Origin of the sequence: Testudinibacter aquarius, assembly GCF_004342725.1 — a bacterium.
GTDB classification, from domain to species: domain Bacteria; phylum Pseudomonadota; class Gammaproteobacteria; order Enterobacterales; family Pasteurellaceae; genus Chelonobacter; species Chelonobacter aquarius.
The window spans coordinates 66,538-83,202 of the sequence record NZ_SMCP01000007.1 but is presented as its reverse complement, the minus strand read 5'-3'; the positions used below and the strand labels follow the sequence as shown (position 1 = coordinate 83,202).

The 16,665-nt window shown below is 44.7% G+C and carries 11 protein-coding genes; 6 read left to right on the top strand and 5 right to left on the bottom strand.

Going from position 1 to position 16,665, the window contains the following annotated elements:
• Positions 1–7: 7 nt before the first annotated feature.
• Together EDC16_RS08560 and metH are read right to left on the bottom strand one after the other, a co-directional pair.
• Complete coding sequence (locus EDC16_RS08560) at positions 8–2,122, bottom strand: ATP-dependent nuclease (RefSeq protein ID WP_132967412.1); 2,115 nt, start codon at positions 2,120–2,122, stop codon at positions 8–10.
• A gap of 50 nt (positions 2,123–2,172) precedes the next feature.
• The gene (gene metH, locus EDC16_RS08555) at positions 2,173–5,871 is read right to left on the bottom strand and encodes a methionine synthase (protein WP_132967410.1); all 3,699 of its coding nucleotides are present in this window, start codon (positions 5,869–5,871) and stop codon (positions 2,173–2,175) included.
• A gap of 302 nt (positions 5,872–6,173) precedes the next feature.
• Here metH and metF point away from each other — a divergent pair, with 302 nt between their 5' ends.
• The 6 genes from metF to EDC16_RS08525 all read left to right on the top strand — a co-directional run bounded on the left by metF (position 6,174) and on the right by EDC16_RS08525 (position 12,328).
• The gene (gene metF / locus EDC16_RS08550) at positions 6,174–7,058 is read left to right on the top strand and encodes a methylenetetrahydrofolate reductase (RefSeq protein WP_132967408.1); all 885 of its coding nucleotides are present in this window, start codon (positions 6,174–6,176) and stop codon (positions 7,056–7,058) included.
• Between the two features lie 49 nt (positions 7,059–7,107).
• On the top strand, positions 7,108–9,039 hold the full coding sequence (locus EDC16_RS08545; protein WP_132967406.1) for a TonB-dependent receptor plug domain-containing protein: 1,932 nt from the start codon (positions 7,108–7,110) through the stop codon (positions 9,037–9,039).
• 110 nt (positions 9,040–9,149) lie between these two features.
• On the top strand, positions 9,150–9,680 hold the full coding sequence (locus tag EDC16_RS08540) for a transposase (RefSeq protein WP_232517202.1): 531 nt from the start codon (positions 9,150–9,152) through the stop codon (positions 9,678–9,680).
• A gap of 129 nt (positions 9,681–9,809) precedes the next feature.
• The gene (locus EDC16_RS08535; protein ID WP_132967404.1) at positions 9,810–10,622 is read left to right on the top strand and encodes an ABC transporter substrate-binding protein; all 813 of its coding nucleotides are present in this window, start codon (positions 9,810–9,812) and stop codon (positions 10,620–10,622) included.
• Positions 10,606–11,586: a FecCD family ABC transporter permease gene (locus EDC16_RS08530; protein ID WP_132967402.1), complete on the top strand. Its 981-nt coding sequence runs from the start codon at positions 10,606–10,608 to the stop codon at positions 11,584–11,586. The genes EDC16_RS08535 and EDC16_RS08530 overlap by 17 nt, the downstream gene beginning before the upstream one ends.
• Positions 11,579–12,328, top strand: coding sequence for an ABC transporter ATP-binding protein (locus EDC16_RS08525; RefSeq protein ID WP_132967400.1), 750 nt, complete (start codon positions 11,579–11,581; stop codon positions 12,326–12,328). The genes EDC16_RS08530 and EDC16_RS08525 overlap by 8 nt, the downstream gene beginning before the upstream one ends.
• Before the next feature lie 76 nt (positions 12,329–12,404).
• On the opposite strand, the gene pgi is transcribed toward EDC16_RS08525, so the two are convergent.
• Genes pgi through EDC16_RS08510 form a run of 3 tightly spaced genes read right to left on the bottom strand, consistent with a single transcriptional unit; the run spans position 12,405 to position 16,601 of the window.
• Complete coding sequence (gene pgi / locus EDC16_RS08520) at positions 12,405–14,051, bottom strand: glucose-6-phosphate isomerase (RefSeq protein WP_132967398.1); 1,647 nt, start codon at positions 14,049–14,051, stop codon at positions 12,405–12,407.
• Between the two features lie 33 nt (positions 14,052–14,084).
• A complete protein-coding gene (gene alr, locus EDC16_RS08515) occupies positions 14,085–15,188 on the bottom strand; it encodes an alanine racemase (protein ID WP_132967396.1) in 1,104 nt (367 codons plus the stop codon).
• Positions 15,189–15,197: 9 nt separating this feature from the next.
• Positions 15,198–16,601 carry a replicative DNA helicase gene (locus tag EDC16_RS08510; protein WP_132967497.1) on the bottom strand — a complete coding sequence of 468 codons (1,404 nt, stop codon included), beginning with the start codon at positions 16,599–16,601 and terminating at the stop codon, positions 15,198–15,200.
• Positions 16,602–16,665: the final 64 nt, after the last annotated feature.

Genomic DNA, 16,665 nt, shown 5'->3' with positions numbered 1-16,665 from the left:
TCTCCCTTTACTTTAATTGTTTAGCAAGCCAGTTAAAACCTATTTCAATATAATTCGGCACTTTAAATTTCTCATCTTCTATATTTGGATCAAATGAATATAAAATATCTAATGCCATTTGTGCTTTACCTCCTTGAACATTTAAAGCGTCAAAAGCTTTTTCACAAACGTCATCTATATTTTTTTCTTGAGTAGCCTTATGCATTTTTTTTAGCATTCCTGTTGTATTTTCCATTTTTGTAGCATTCTTAAATAACTCTAGATTGGTAAAAAATATAGAATCTTCAAATGTATATGGAATAACGTCGATATCTTTACCATTCCAATTTATTGAAATTTCCACTTGATAAGAAATAAAGGTATTACCTATAACTTTTTTTTCATCCTTAAGGTTTAATATACAATCTAAATCTCTATTTGATAAAGACAGCCATTTAGTCAAGTTATCACAGCTAGATTTTTGAGATAGCCCTCTTTTAGGTATAGTTTTTTTCTTATTTTGATCAACAGGATCTAGATCTGTAAGCACTAAACAAGGAACGCCTAATGCCTCAATAAGAGGTTTAAATCTATGTGCATGGGAGCCATTTACTTCTAGAATAGAAATATAGTTCGAATTTAGCTCAGAAAAATTATGTTGTATAAAGTAAGGCAATAGCATTTTTTCCGCTGAACCTTCGACTAAAATAATCGCATTTGCAAAAAATAGATCACAATGAACAGTTCTCAAGTATCGAGAAACAAATCTTTTATTTTCTTTAGAATCCTCATTAAAAATATTAGAAAGATCTATGGCTTCAGAATAAAGGCTATCATCATCTCTAGTCCTTTTAAAATAGTGTAGATTATCAAACCCTACTTCATGAATAATATAGCTAGAATGTGTACTAATGACTAATTGTGCTGTAAGATGTTGGTTTTCAATCAGGTTTGTAGTTAATATTTCGTAAGCTTTTTTAACAAAAACTTGTTGTACTTGAGAATGTAGGTGAGCTTCTGGTTCTTCAATTAAAACCAAGTGAATAGGCTGAATAGGAATTTCATCCTTTAAATAAGATTTTCCTATTTTCAACCATTCTGCTTTAAATGCTAATAATTTAAAGAAAATATAAATTAGGTTCCTATAACCTAAACCATTTAACTCCTCAGGTAAAGATAAATTATCTTGATTTCCAAATTTCACTTTAGTATTTTGTTTAAGAACTTCGGAGCTATCTATAAAACTTTCAAGTCTAATTTCAGGATCATAGTTGGTGCTTGGATAACCTAAAGATTTTAATGAATCCAAGTACTCCTTAAAACTATCATTTAATTGAGATGTTAATGTACTTTGTAACTCATTAATATTTATCAAGACATTAATATCTTCTTGAGATGGTAATTCTCTGGGATTTAAATGGTTTTTATAGAAAAGGCTTAGTTGATCGGACAAATTATTGCTTCCAGAATCTACATCGGTAGAATCTGCAAATTTTCTTTGTGCAGGTATAAGACTTAACTTAAAAATACCATCAAAGGGGAATTTTTCTAATGGATATGAAATAGAATGATCTAATGGATTTATTAAATAATATTTTATTTTAAAATAATAATTTATTTTTTCAGATAAAAACTCCTTCATAGAGTTAGGTAGTGGAATATTATTTTCTTTAACATTTAAAGATCTTATTGTTGTAATATACTTTATAAATTCCAACTTAAATTTATTAAAATTTTCAGGTTGATAGATAAGACAAACATTTAAATCTAATGTTTGATTCCATGATAAATCTGGTATTAAATGTTTAATTTTAGGCAGATCGTAATTTGTAATATCAGATAAAGTTATATATAAGCTAGGACAATAATTTCGCCATTCTTCTAGAGTATTACCCTCATGTTTATTAACACTATCTTCTATCCAAGATTCCCCTATACGATCTAAATCATTCCAATAGTCCATAGGAAAATCTGTAATTCTGAAATTACTATGATTATTACCAAGAAAGAACATTAATGCATGCATAGCTGATGTTTTACCGCTATTATTTGCTCCAACAAATAAAGTTTCTTTATTTGAAAGATTAATAGAGCACGATTTTAGTTTTCTAAAATTTTTAATTCTTATATTACTAATTTTCATATTTCACTCCTGAACAATCACTTTGGTATTCTATATAATGTAACAATTTTCTACTTCATCGAAACCCCTAACCACTTCACCATTTCTCTCTCACTCCACCCCTTACGCTCGGCATAATCCTTCGCCTGATCTTCATCAATGCGACCCAGTGTAAAATACTCACTGGCGGGGTGGGTGAAGTACCAACCGCAGACAGAGGCGGAGGGCCACATGGCGTAGCTTTCGGTGAGTTTCATGCCGATGCGTTGTTCTACTTCGAGTAAATCCCAAATCAGTTGCTTTTCGGTGTGTTCCGGGCAGCTTGGGTAGCCGGGAGCGGGGCGGGTGCCGAGGTAGTTTTCGGCGATTAAGCCTTGATTATCAAAGGTTTCATCGGAATAGCCCCACACTTTGGTGCGGAGTTCAAAATGCAGATATTCCGCCATAGCTTCCGCTAAGCGGTCGCCTATGGCTTGGAGCAAAATCGCATTGTAATCATCGCCTGCGGCTTTGAAGCCGTCCACTAAAGCATGTTCTTCCACCCCGGCACAAACCGCAAACATGCCTAAATAGTCTTGCTGACCGCTTGCTCGATCGGCAATATAGTCGCTTAAACACAGGTTATACGGGCTTTTGCTGTTTTTGCCCCGTTCTCCTTGTTGACGTAGGTGATAGGCTTTGCTTGCCACTAAAGTGCGGTCGGAATTTTGATAAACTTCAATATCATCTCCGGTGCGATAGGCAGGGAATATCCCCATAATACCGCTCGGATTTAATTTGCCGTTTTGCTCAAATTCATCGAGCATCACTTGTGCGTCATTCCACACACGGCGCGCTTCTTCGCCGCCTTCCGGGTAATCAAAGGCATCCGGATAGCCGCCCATTAAGCCCCATAAACGGAAAAACGGTGACCAGTCGATAAATTGGCGGAGGGTGGCAATCGGCACGTTTTTATATTCCACAATGCCGGTTTGCTTTGGTTGTGGCACTTGGTAATCCGCCCATTCGCCAGCAAATGGCTCAAAACGGTTGGATCGGGCTTCCTCAATGCTTAACTGTTTACGAGCAGGTTTGCGATTAGCAAAGGTGTGTTGGATTTTCTCGTACTCTTTTTTCGTGCGTTGCCACAATTCCGCTTTGCTTTCTGGGTTCATCAGCGCGGCACATACCGTCACCGCACGGGAAGCATTGGTGGTGTAGATCACTTCATGGGCGTATTTAGGGTAAAGTTTAATTGCGGTATGCTCTTTCGAGGTGGTCGCCCCGCCAATCAGCACCGGAATATTCAGCTTCAACCGGGTGAGTTCGCCCAAGAAATATTCCATTTCGTCCAGTGACGGGGTGATCAATCCGCTTAAGCCGATAATGTCGGCTTTTTCTTGAAGTGCGGTTTCGATGATTTTATCCGCCGGCACCATCACGCCCAAATCGATGACTTCAAAGTTATTACATTGCAGCACCACGCTTACAATGTTTTTGCCGATGTCGTGTACATCGCCTTTTACGGTGGCAATCACCACCTTGCCACTGGACGATCCTTTCTGCTTGGTGGCGTTGATAAACGGCTCTAAATAGGCGACGGATTGCTTCATCACCCGTGCGGATTTCACCACTTGCGGCAGGAACATTTTACCGTCACCGAATAAATCGCCCACCACGTCCATGCCTGCCATCAACGGCCCTTCAATCACTTCCAACGGCGAACTGAATTGCTGGCGCGCCTCTTCCGTATCTTCAATAATAAAGTTGGTGATGCCTTTCACCAACGCGTGTTTTAAGCGCTCGGTCACGTCCCAAGTGCGCCATTCGGCAACGCTGGTATCCTCTTGCTCGCCACCTTGATTGCGGTATTTTTCCGCAATTTCCAACAGACGATCGGTAGAATCGGCATGACGATTGAGCACCGCATCTTCCACCACATCACGCAACTCCGCATCAAGATCATCATAGATCGCCAACTGCCCGGCATTGACGATACCCATATCCATCCCGGCTTTAATTGCATGATAGAGGAACACAGCATGGATCGCTTCACGCATTAAATTATTGCCACGCAAGGAAAAGGACACATTCGACACCCCTCCTGAAATTTTGGCGAACGGCAGGGTTTGTTTAATCCGTGCGGTGGCGTTGATAAAATCCACACCATAGTTATTGTGCTCTTCAATACCGGTGCCGATGGCGAAAATATTCGGGTCGAAAATAATATCTTCCGGTGGAAAATTCAGTTGATCCACCAAAATGCGATAAGCTCGGGTACAAATCTCTACCTTGCGTTGTTCGGTATCCGCCTGTCCCACTTCGTCAAACGCCATCACCACCACTGCTGCTCCATAACGGCGCACCAATTTGGCTTGTGTGATAAATTTTTCTTCGCCCTCTTTAAGGGAAATGGAGTTGACAATGCCCTTGCCTTGAATAGATTGCAGCCCTGCTTCGATCACTTCCCATTTGGAAGAGTCAATCATCACCGGCACTTTTGCCGCATCAGGTTCGGTCGCCATGATATTTAAAAAGCGTGCCATACAGGCTTGCGAATCAAGCAAGGCTTCGTCCATATTCACATCGATCACTTGCGCACCGTTTTCCACTTGGTCAATGGCAATTTCAATCGCCTCACTAAATTTATTTTCTTTAATCAAACGCTTGAATTTGGCAGAACCGGTCACGTTATTGCGTTCCCCCACATTCACAAACAGGCTGTTTTCATCAATGGTGAGCGGCTCTAAGCCCGACAATCGCATGGCGGTTTTCAACTGCGGCAACGGGCGTGGTTTGATCCCGCTCATCACTTCACTAAAGGCTTTGATATGCTCAGGCGTGGTACCGCAACAGCCACCGACAATATTCAAAAAGCCGCTTTCCGCCCACTCTTTCAGCTGTGCTGCCATCTCCTCCGCCCCCAAATCGTAGCCGCCAAAGGCATTTGGCAAGCCTGCATTAGGATGAACAGAGACATAGCATTCACTGATCTTTGACATCTGCTCCACATATTGCCGCAATTCTTTCGGGCCTAAGGCACAGTTCAAGCCAAAGCTGAGCGGTTTGGCGTGGCGCAGCGAGTTATAAAACGCTTCCGTCGTTTGTCCTGACAGGGTGCGTCCTGAAGCATCGGTAATGGTGCCCGAAATCATAATCGGCAGCTTCACGCCCAATTCGTCAAACACGCTTTCAATGGCGAACACCGCCGCTTTGGCATTCAGCGTATCGAAAATGGTTTCGATCATAATCAGATCTGCTCCACCGTTGATCAAGCCTCGAGTGGCTTCTGCATACGCTTCCACTAACTGCATAAAGGTGACATTGCGAAAACCAGGATCGTTCACGTCAGGCGAGATCGAAGCGGTGCGGTTGGTTGGCCCCAATACCCCTGCCACAAAGCGCGGTTTGTCCGCCGTGCTATACTGATCCGCCGCAAGACGTGCCAGTTTTGCCCCGGCAAAATTCAGTTCATAAGCAATGGCTTCAAGGGCGTAATCCGCTTGCGCAATTGTAGTTGAACTAAAGGTATTGGTTTCAATAATATCCGCTCCGGCTTCCAAGTATTGCTCATGAATACGTTTAATCACCAACGGCTGGGTTAAGGTCAATAAATCGTTGTTGCCACGCAAATCAATCTTGCTCGCTTTAAACCGCTCACCACGGAAATCCGTTTCCGTCAGTTTATATTGTTGGATCATCGTCCCCATCGCCCCGTCTAAAATCAGAATCCGTTGGGCAAGGGCTTGTTCGAGCGGCGTTGGTGCAAGTGCGGTTTGAGCGTGTGACATAGGCTAACTTTCCATTGATAAATTCGATTGAAATTCCTCAAAGCATAGGTTTGGGGATAAGGTTTGTCAAATAAAAGTGCGGTAGGATCTACTTGGGTTTTCAGTATAATGAAAGTTTTGGCACATTTTCGATATTATTTTCATTATAATGAAAACAGGTAGAAAAAATTAAACCCCACAACGCTTCTTTACATTAGCAAAATTCATGCTAAATATGAAAATTGTGATATTGCATTTATACAGGAAAGCAGATAAAGTTTAACCATCTAGACGGCTAAAATAAAATATAAAAGGAACACTTCATGAGCTACGCTAAAGAAATTGATCACTTAAATCATTCCCTTGCCAATTTAAATGGTGAAATTAATGTCTCCTTTGAGTTTTTTCCGGCAAAAAATGAAAAAATGGAAACCCTGTTGTGGGACTCAATCCATCGTTTAGCCCCATTGAAACCGAAATTTGTTTCCGTTACTTATGGTGCAAACTCCGGGGAGCGCGACCGTACCCACGGTATTGTCAAACGAATTCAACAAGACACCGGCTTAATTGCGGCACCGCACTTGACCGGTATCGACGCCACGCCGGATCAGTTGCGTGTGATTGCGCAGGATTATTGGGACAGCGGCATTCGCAATATCGTTGCCTTGCGTGGCGATGAGCCGCCCGGTTATGCCAAACAGCCGTTCTATGCCTCAGATTTAGTGAAGCTGTTAAAAGAGGTGGCGGATTTTGATATTTCAGTGGCGGCATACCCCGAAGTACACCCTGAAGCCAAATCGGCACAAGCGGATTTATTACATTTAAAAGAAAAAGTCGCCGCTGGCGCAAACCGTGCGATTACGCAATTCTTTTTTGATGTAGACAGTTATTTGCGCTTCCGTGATCGCTGTGTGGCGGTGGGTATTGATGTGGAAATCGTGCCGGGCATTCTGCCGGTCACCAACTTCAAGCAACTGCAAAAAATGGCCACCCTGACCAATGTGAAAGTGCCAAGTTGGATGCCGAAAATGTATCAAGGCCTCGAAGACGATCAAACTACACGCAACCTGGTTGCCGCCAGCATCGCCATCGATATGGTGAAAGTGTTATCCAACGAGGGCGTGAAAGATTTCCATTTTTACACCTTGAACCGCTCGGAACTGACTTATGCGATTTGCCATATGTTGGGTGTTCGGGCGGCGGTATAACACATTATAAAAATATACGCATTAAAATATAAATTACTCTAAGGAACCTATGAAAAAGAATCTTATCACCACCGCACTTTTGGCAACGCTGCCGTCATTAGCGATTGCCGAACAAGCAACCACTACACTGCAACCAATCACCGTCTATTCGGCGTATGCTGCGCCGGTTAATCAAGCTCAAGCCGCCTCATCTGTCACCGTTTTAACCGAGCAAGACTTTGCCAATCGCGATGCAACTTATGTCAGCGACGCACTCAAGACCGTGCCAAGTATGGCATGGAGTGCCTCTGGCGGGCGTGGCACTCTAAGCAATTTTTATTTGCGCGGTGCCGATGATAACCATACAGCAGTGATTATTGACGGAGTAAAAGTCAATCCGGTCACCGGCTATGGTTTTGATTTTGGCGGCTTAAGTCTGAGTAATATCGATCGAATCGAAGTTTTGCGCGGCGAACAATCCGCCCTGTGGGGCAGCGATGCCATGGGCGGTGTGATTTATATCACCACCAAGAGCGGTCTGTACAAAAACAAGCCGTTTAATGTCGATTTTGATTTCGGCACCGGTTCACACGGCACCGTCAGCGGTTCCGCCACGCTTTCCGGTTATAACAATGGGTTCTACTATGCCCTGCATGGCGACAGCCAACGGACTCGTGGTATTTCCGCTTATAGCCGCGATACTTTTCGTTATACTGCGGAAAACGGCTCGTCGATCACTACAGGAGGAGCCAAAGAACGTGATAAATTCCACCGTGACAATGCCTCGTTACGCTTAGGTTATGATGCCGAGGATAAAGGGGTTGAAGTGCTGGCTGCACATTCCAGCCAAAACGTTCGTTTTGATAATAGTTATGCGGGCGAAACAGCATTTGATGACTACACCCGCACCCGTGATACCACCTTGAAATTAAGTGGTTACTTAGGCAACGATCAACAACTGTTCAAGCAACAAGCCAGCGTAAGCCACATTAAAACCGATAGCGATACCTTTAGCGCTTGGGCAAGCCGCTATGATGCGAAAAAACTGAATGCCAATTATCAATTAGATATCAATTTTGATCGTGAAGGCGCAGTGAAACAAGCCGTTAGCATGCTAGCCGAATATCAACAAGCCAAATATGATTCCAGTTCTTATAGCACTGAAAAAAGCTTAATCGAAAAAAGTATTGCAACAGAATACCGTTTATTCAGCGAGCAAGATCACAGTCTTTCTATCAGCGGGCGTTTTAACGATAGTTCTGAATATAAAAATGCCTTTACCGGTCGCATTGCCGGAGCCTATCGGTTATCGCCGAACATCAAGGCTCACGCCAGTCTGGGAACCGCTATTCAAAATCCGACCATAACTGAATACTATGGTTGGAACAGCCGTTATCTGGCTAACCCTGAGTTAAAACCGGAACGCAGCCGTGGTGGTGACATTGGATTCTTACTTGAATCAAGCGATAAACGCCATAGCGTTGATGTGACTTATTTTGCACGCAATGTCGATCATTTAATCAGCAGTGAAGTGGTTGATTTAATCACCTACACCTCACGTGCAGTCAATGTGGACGGCACCAGCAAAATCCGTGGGGTGGAAATTGCGTATAACGGCAAATTGACTGACGTGTTGAACGCCTATGCCAACTACACCTATTTACGTGCAAAAGACAGCAAGCAGATGGAATTGGTGCGCCGCCCAAAACATACCGCAAATGCAGGTTTGGCGTATCAAATCACACAACAATTCAGCACCAATGTGAATGTCTCTTATGTTGGAAAACGTATCGACAGCTATTATGATGAAAACACGTATACCTCATCACGAGTAAAAATGCCGTCTTATACACTGGTGAACCTCGGTGCCGATTATCAACTGAGTAAAAACCTCACTGTTTATACTCACCTCAATAATTTGTTCAATAAAAAATACGAACACACAGTGGGTTACGGGCAAGACGGACGCAACATTTATGTTGGTTTAAAAGGCAGTTTTTAGACGGTAAAATAGACATTATTTATATAGAACCGTAGGGGCAGATTGCATCTGCCCTAAATAAAACGCATTATTTAACAAGACGTATGCAATTTGCCCCTGCAATGATAAATATGAAATATAATCCAGACACACATAAACGCCATACCATACGCTTACCGCATTATAATTATGCTTCTGAAGGGTGTTATTTTGTTACGCTTTGTTGTGCAGACAGGATGTCTTTATTTGGTCATATAGAGAATGGCACCATGGTGCTTAATGAATATGGCAACATTGCTTATAACGAATGGCTGAATAATGCAAATAAACGAAAAAATATTGAATTAGATGAATTTATTATCATGCCAAACCATTTACACGGCATTATTACTATTACAGAAAATTTAAATCCGAATGACTCACAAACGCCATTTTATATTTCCAGCAATACAATTGGTGCAATAATTAGAGGATATAAATCTGCGGTTACTCGAAAACTCGCACCATTTTTAGGTGATAAGATTTGGCAACGTAATTATTATGAGCATATTATCCGTGATGAAAAATCTTATGAGCAGATTGCCGAATATATCCAGCATAATCCATTTACATGGGAAAAAGATCGATTTTATATAAATATTCCAACTATAGGGACAGATTGAATCTGCCCCCAATGATAAAACTACGAACGATAATAGGGCGGATGCAATCCGCCCCTACAAACCCCATTCTGATATATAATGAGATGAAATATAATTATTGAAGGCAATTTCAATCCACCACAACAGCAAATGAACAACATTTTTAAAATTCTCACCGCACTTTGCCTTTGCGCACCGATTGCCCACGCCGAGCAATTCGTTTCGCTGACCCTGTGCAGCGATCGCTTGCTGATCGAATTGGCTCGGCCGGAGCAAATTGCGGCAATGTCGCCTTATTCTACCAATCCGCTGATGATGTTGGATAAGCTGAATCACGACAAACCGACGCTGCAACCGCACTTGACCGCACTTTTGCCTTATTTAGACAAAACCGTGTTACTCAATCAACAGTTTTATCCGCAACTGGCCACTGCGCTAAAACAGCTTGGCGTGAAGATTATCCCGGTCAACGACAGTCCGCAAACGCCGGAGCAACTGTTTGCGTTTATCCTGCAATTGGGCGACATCACCCATAATCAAGTGCACGCCGAACAGTTAGTCGCCGCATTACAAGCCCAGAATTTTAAGCTGAATCAAGCCCTGACCGAAACCCTGATTTTATCTGATACCGGCGTGGTGGAAAGCGATTTGCCGCAATATCAAACGCTATTAAAACTGCTTGGGCTAACCCCGCTGCAAAGCCATCTCAGCGCACAAAATTTCTCACTGGAACAGGTCGTGCGCAGCCAGCCCAATTTCCTGATTGCGCTGAGCGACAAACAGGGTTATAACACGCAAGCGGAGCTGCTTTCCCATCCGTTGTTGCAGCAGCTGTTCCAATCTCGCGCACAAGCCAGCGCACCGCTGAAATATACTTACTGTTTCGATCACGGGGTGTGGCAGGGAGCAGCACTGCTTTATCAACAGTTGCTTTATCAACAATTAAATGAAAAACATGAATAAACTGAATCTGTTACTGCTCGTGCTGTTGCTAGGGATCAGCACGGCAGCCATGTATTACCAACTAGGCGATTTTGCCGCTTTGCGCAATGCCGAGGGTGTGTTGAGCGATATGCGCGACTTAGTGCTGTGGGAAATCCGCTTGCCGCGCCTTGGCTTGGCGATAGTGACCGGCGCCAGTTTGGCGATCGCCGGCAATGCGATGCAGGGCATCTTTCAAAATCCACTTGCCAGCCCCGGTTTATTAGGCAGCGCCAACGGTGCCACCACCGCCAGCGTGTTTATTCTATATTACTTTTCCGCCCCCTTGAGCCTGTTATTGTTAGGCGGTGTGACAGGTGCGTTGTTGAGTTTTTTATTGGTCTATCTGATCGCTAAAAATCACGGCACGACAATGATGATTTTAAGCGGTGTCGCAGTGAATATGCTGCTCGCTTCTGCCATTGCCTTGTTGCTTTCCAACGCCCAAAGCCCGTGGGCATTGGCGGAGCTGTACCGTTGGCTGCAAGGCTCATTGGCATGGGCGAAAACAGACACCTTATTGTTATCATTAGCGATTATCTTGCTTGGTATTTTTTGCTTATACCGCCAACGACGTTATCTGGATCTGCTCACTTTTGGCGAAGAAACCGCCGGCACGATGGGTATTGATCCCAAAAAGAGCTTTTTTATCACCACCTTTGGCGTGGCATTATTGGTCGGCGCAGTGATTCCGCAAACAGGGACCATTGGTTTTATCGGATTGATTGCACCGCACTTTGCCCGTCTGTTACTCAAAAAACGTCCGTCACAATTGTACCTCACCAGCGGGTTATTGGGCGCATTGCTGCTGTTGGTTGCCGATTTAAGCATTATCTATCTGCCGTTTTTCTCACATATTTATATCGGCACACTCACCGCCCTGATCGGCGCACCGTGTCTAATCTGGATTTTATTGCAGCAACAACGGAGCATTTATCGTGATTAAGCTTGAACACCTCAGTTTCCCCTACGCCTTAGAGGATATTACTTGTACGCTGACACAAGGCAAATTGATCGGGATTATGGGGGCGAACGGTGCAGGCAAATCTACCTTGCTGAAAGCCATTGCCGGTATTTTGACGCCAAAGAGCGGTCAGATTTGGCTAAATAACCGCAAACTCAGCGGCATCAGCCCACAACAAAAAAGCCGACAATTAGCCTATCTTGCCCAAAACATACAGATTCATTGGGATTTATCAACGTATGATGTGATTGCGCTCGGCTTATTACCCCCCTACTCCAACCTCTCTTCACACAACAAAGAGCAGCAAAAAGTGCGGTCAGTAGCTGAAAAATTTGCGGTAGCACCACTGCTTGATAAGCCGTTCAAACAACTGTCCGGCGGCGAAAAAGCACGAGTGCAACTGGCACGCTGCTGCATAAAAGAAGCGCCTTTGCTGCTGGCAGACGAGCCGATTGCACCGCTCGATCCCTATTATCAGATCGACATCATGCAGCAACTGAAAGCCCTCATGCCCGACCGCACTTGTGTCATCGCCATTCATCACCTTTCGCTTGCCTACCGTTTCTGTGATGAAGTGATTTTACTTGGCGGCGGTAAGATCATTGCCAGTGGCGCAACCCAAAGTGTGCTGACCGAGGACAATCTAGCGGCTGCTTTTGGCATTCGAGCGCAGATTGATCCGCTACGACGCGAGATTTTTGCCGTAGAGAAATCAGTTGACTAGTGCACTACAGATATACAGATAACAAAAAATCCAACCACTATCTCAGTGATTGGATTTTTAATCTGCGATTATGCAGTTAACGCCACGCTTTGAATTGGTTGATTAAACCGTTGGTCGAGCTGTCGTGCGAGCTGATTGTTTGGTCATTTTCCAACTCCGGCAGAATGCGGTTGGCAAGCTGTTTGCCCAGCTCTACTCCCCATTGGTCGAAGCTGAAGATGTTGAAGATCACGCCTTGTACAAAAATTTTATGCTCATACATCGCAATCAATGCGCCAAGACTGAACGGGGTAATTTTTTGCAATAAAATCGAGTTGGTCGGGCGGTTGCCTTCGAATACTTTGTACGGCACGATATGCGCCACTTCGCTCAAGGTTTTGCCTGCGTCTAAAAATTCTTGTTCCACCACGGCTTGGCTTTTGCCGAAGGCCAAGGCTTCGGTTTGCGCAAAGAAGTTGGAAAGCAATTTTGCGTGGTGATCCGCCAACGGGTTGTGGCTCTGCGCCGGGGCAATAAAATCGCACGGAATGCGCTGCGTACCTTGGTGAATCAATTGGTAAAAGGCGTGCTGTCCATTGGTGCCCGGTTCACCCCAGATAATCGGCCCGGTTTGATAGCTGACTTTTTCCCCGTTACGTGCGACAAATTTACCGTTGGATTCCATGTTACCCTGCTGGAAATAAGCAGCAAAACGGTGCAAATATTGGTCATACGGTAGGATTGCTTCCGATTCTGCACCCAAGAAGTTACTGTTCCAAATCCCGACTAACGCCAACGTTGCAGGGATATTCTGCTCAAGTGCGGTATGGCGGAAGTGGTTATCCATCGCATGCGCACCGCTTAACAGCTGTTCAAAATTATCGAAGCCGATCGACAATGCAATCGACAAGCCAATCGCTGACCACAAAGAATAGCGACCGCCAACCCAATCCCAGAATTCAAACATATTGGCGGTGTCGATACCGAACTCTGCTACCGCTTTGCCGTTGGTTGACAGCGCCGCAAAGTGTTTTGCCACATGTTTTTGATCTTGTGCCGTCGCCAAAAACCAATCACGAGCGGAAAGCGCATTGGTCATGGTTTCTTGCGTGGTGAACGTTTTCGATGCTACCAGCACCAGGGTAGTTTCCGGATTGAGTTTTTTCAGCGTTTCGGCAATATGCGTGCCGTCCACGTTGGAGACAAAGTGCATATTCAAGTGGTTTTTATACGGGCGCAGTGCTTCGGTCACCATATAAGGGCCCAAATCCGAGCCGCCGATGCCGATATTGATCACATCGGTGATCGCTTTGCCGGTGTAACCTTTCCATTCACCGCCAATCACACGCTCACAAAACGCTTTCATCTTCGACAACACCGCATTCACTTCCGGCATCACATCTTTGCCATCCACCAACACCGGCGTATTACTGCGATTACGAAGTGCGGTATGCAACACTGCGCGGTTTTCGGTACGGTTGATTTTTTCGCCGCTGAACATCGCTTCGATCGCTTGTGGCAAGGCGCATTCGTTTGCCAGTTGTCGCAACAGTGTTAAGGTGTCTTGATTAATCGGGTTTTTAGAGAAATCGACTAAAATTTGATTGTTGAAAGAAAGCGAATAATCGGCGAAACGGTGGTTTTCTTGTGCAAACAGTTGCGCAATGGTCACCTCTTGCTGCTGTTGCTTATGTGCTGTCAATGCTTGCCATGCGGCAGTTGTGGTCGGATTAATATTTTGCATTTGATACCTCATGAGTTAATTAATATTCTGTTGCTATCTGTATTCCATTATTACCCTTGGAGTCAGCTTGGTTACTAATTCATAGCTGATCACCCCGATATGCCGCGCGACTTCTTCAATCGGCAACACATTGTGCTGCGAATCTTTGCCCCAAAAAATCACTTCATCGCCGACTTGCGCTCGGCTATCAGCACCTAAATCAACGGTAATCATATCCATCGACACTTTGCCGACAATCGGCACGCGCTTGCCGTTGATTAATACCGGCGTTCCTGCTGGCACATCGCGTGGATAGCCATCACCATACCCCAATGCGACCACACCGATTTTCGTATCTTTTGGGCTCAGCCATGCGCCACCATAGCCAATCGGCTCGCCTGCCGGATGTTCACGCACTGCAATCAGGCTTGAGCTGAACGTCATCGCCGGTTGCAAACCATATTCTGTCGCAAGCTGATCATTGGTCGGCGAAATGCCATATAAGATAATCCCCGGACGCACCCAGTCAAAATGTGAGGCTTGCCAGTATAAAATTCCGTTCGATGCGGCAAGACTGCGTTCACCGTCTTTATCGCTGCACGCCTGTTGGAAGCGCTGCAACTGAATTTCACTGTAACCGCACTGCAACTCTTCGGCACGGCTGAAATGGCTGACAAAATTAATCTGCGGCTGCACATTCGGGCAGCATTGCAAACGTTGATAAAAAGCATCGACTTCTGCTAACGATACCCCTAAACGGTGCATACCACTATCGATTTTAAGCCAAACTTTTATCTTACGGTCTAATAGCGCACTTTTCAGTGCTTGCTCCAACGCTTGCAATTGATATTCGCTGTGCACCACCGTCTCAATATTGTGGGTTATCAAATGTGGCAGATCATCTGCGCTGAAAAATCCTTCCAATAATAAAATCGGCTTTTCAATCCCCTGCTCTCGCAGTGCCAGTGCCTCTGCCAAACGTGCCACGCCATAGCCATCTGCATATGGCTGCACCGCTTCGGCGACCTGTAGCATGCCATGCCCATAACCATTGGCTTTAACAATCGCCAAAATACGGCTGTGTGGTGCTAAGCGCTTCACCTGTTGCAAATTGTATTGCAGCGCAGACAATGAAACCGTTGCAGTTGCTGTTTTCACCCTAACCTCTTAATCTTCTTCGTTATATTCAGGGCCGGCATAATTGTCAAAACGGGAATAACGCCCGTTAAACATCAACCGCACTTTGCCGATCGGACCGTTCCGTTGTTTACCGATAATGATTTCAGCAATATTTTTCATTTCACTGTTATCGTGATACACCTCATCACGATAGATAAACATAATCAAATCTGCGTCTTGCTCAATAGATCCCGATTCACGCAAATCGGAATTGACCGGACGTTTGTCAGCACGCTGTTCCAAGCTACGGTTCAGCTGCGACAGTGCAACCACCGGCACTTGCAGTTCTTTTGCCAGGGCTTTCAATGAGCGCGAGATCTCGGCGATCTCTAAAGTGCGGTTGTCCTGATAACCGGGCGCGCGCATCAATTGCAAATAGTCGACCATAATCAGGCTCAAACCGCCGTGCTCACGATAAATTCGGCGTGCTCGGGCTCTCAGTTCGGTTGGGGTCAAGCCGGAAGAGTCGTCGATAAACAAGTTCGGTTTATCGCTGAACATTTGTACCGTACTGTTGATTCGTGCCCACTCGGTTTCATCTTCGATTTGCCCGGTACGGATTTTGGTTTGATCGACTCGTGACATTGACGCCAAAATCCGCATCATAATTTGATCTGCCGGCATCTCAAGGCTGAACACCAATACCGGTTTGCTTTCACCCATCATCGCATTTTCACACAGGTTCATCGCAAACGTGGTTTTACCCATCGATGGACGGGCGGCGACAATAATCAAATCCGAAGGCTGCAACCCTGCCGTTTTGCGATCCAACGAGGAAAAACCTGTTGATACGCCGGTGACACCGTTCTTATTTTTCAATTTTGCCAGCAGCTCAATTTTGTCTAACGTGCTATCCAAAATTGACAACACCCCTTTCGGGCCTTCATTGCTGCCATTGCGTTTCTCCGCGATTTCAAAAATTTTTCGCTCTGCCTCGTCCAACACCTCTTTCACCGGCTGCCCTTTCGGACTGTAGCCACTTTCAGCAATTTTATGTGCAGTCGAAATCAGCTCACGCAGTACTGCTTTTTCACGCACAATATCAGCATACGCCAGAATATTGGCAGCACTCGGGGTATTTTTGGATAATTCGGCAAGATAGGCAAAACCACCAACATCATCAATAATGCCTTTGTTTTTCAATGCTTGATCGAGGGTGATAATATCAATCGGTTGATCGAGGCGTGCCAAATGTTCCATTTGGTTGAAAATTAATCGGTGTCCGTAGGTATAAAAATCATCAGCGATCACATGCTCGATCACCTCTTCCCACTGATCATTACTTAATAAAAGCCCGCCCAAAACCGCCTGTTCAGCTTCGATCGAATGCGGTGTCATCGCTTGCTCGATTTTTTTCTGGCCCGAACCCTCTCCTGTTGCCGCAAAATGCATCTTTTCGTTTGCCACCGGATTTTTACCTTATTTTCTGTCTCTGAATTGGCATTCAGTATATCAA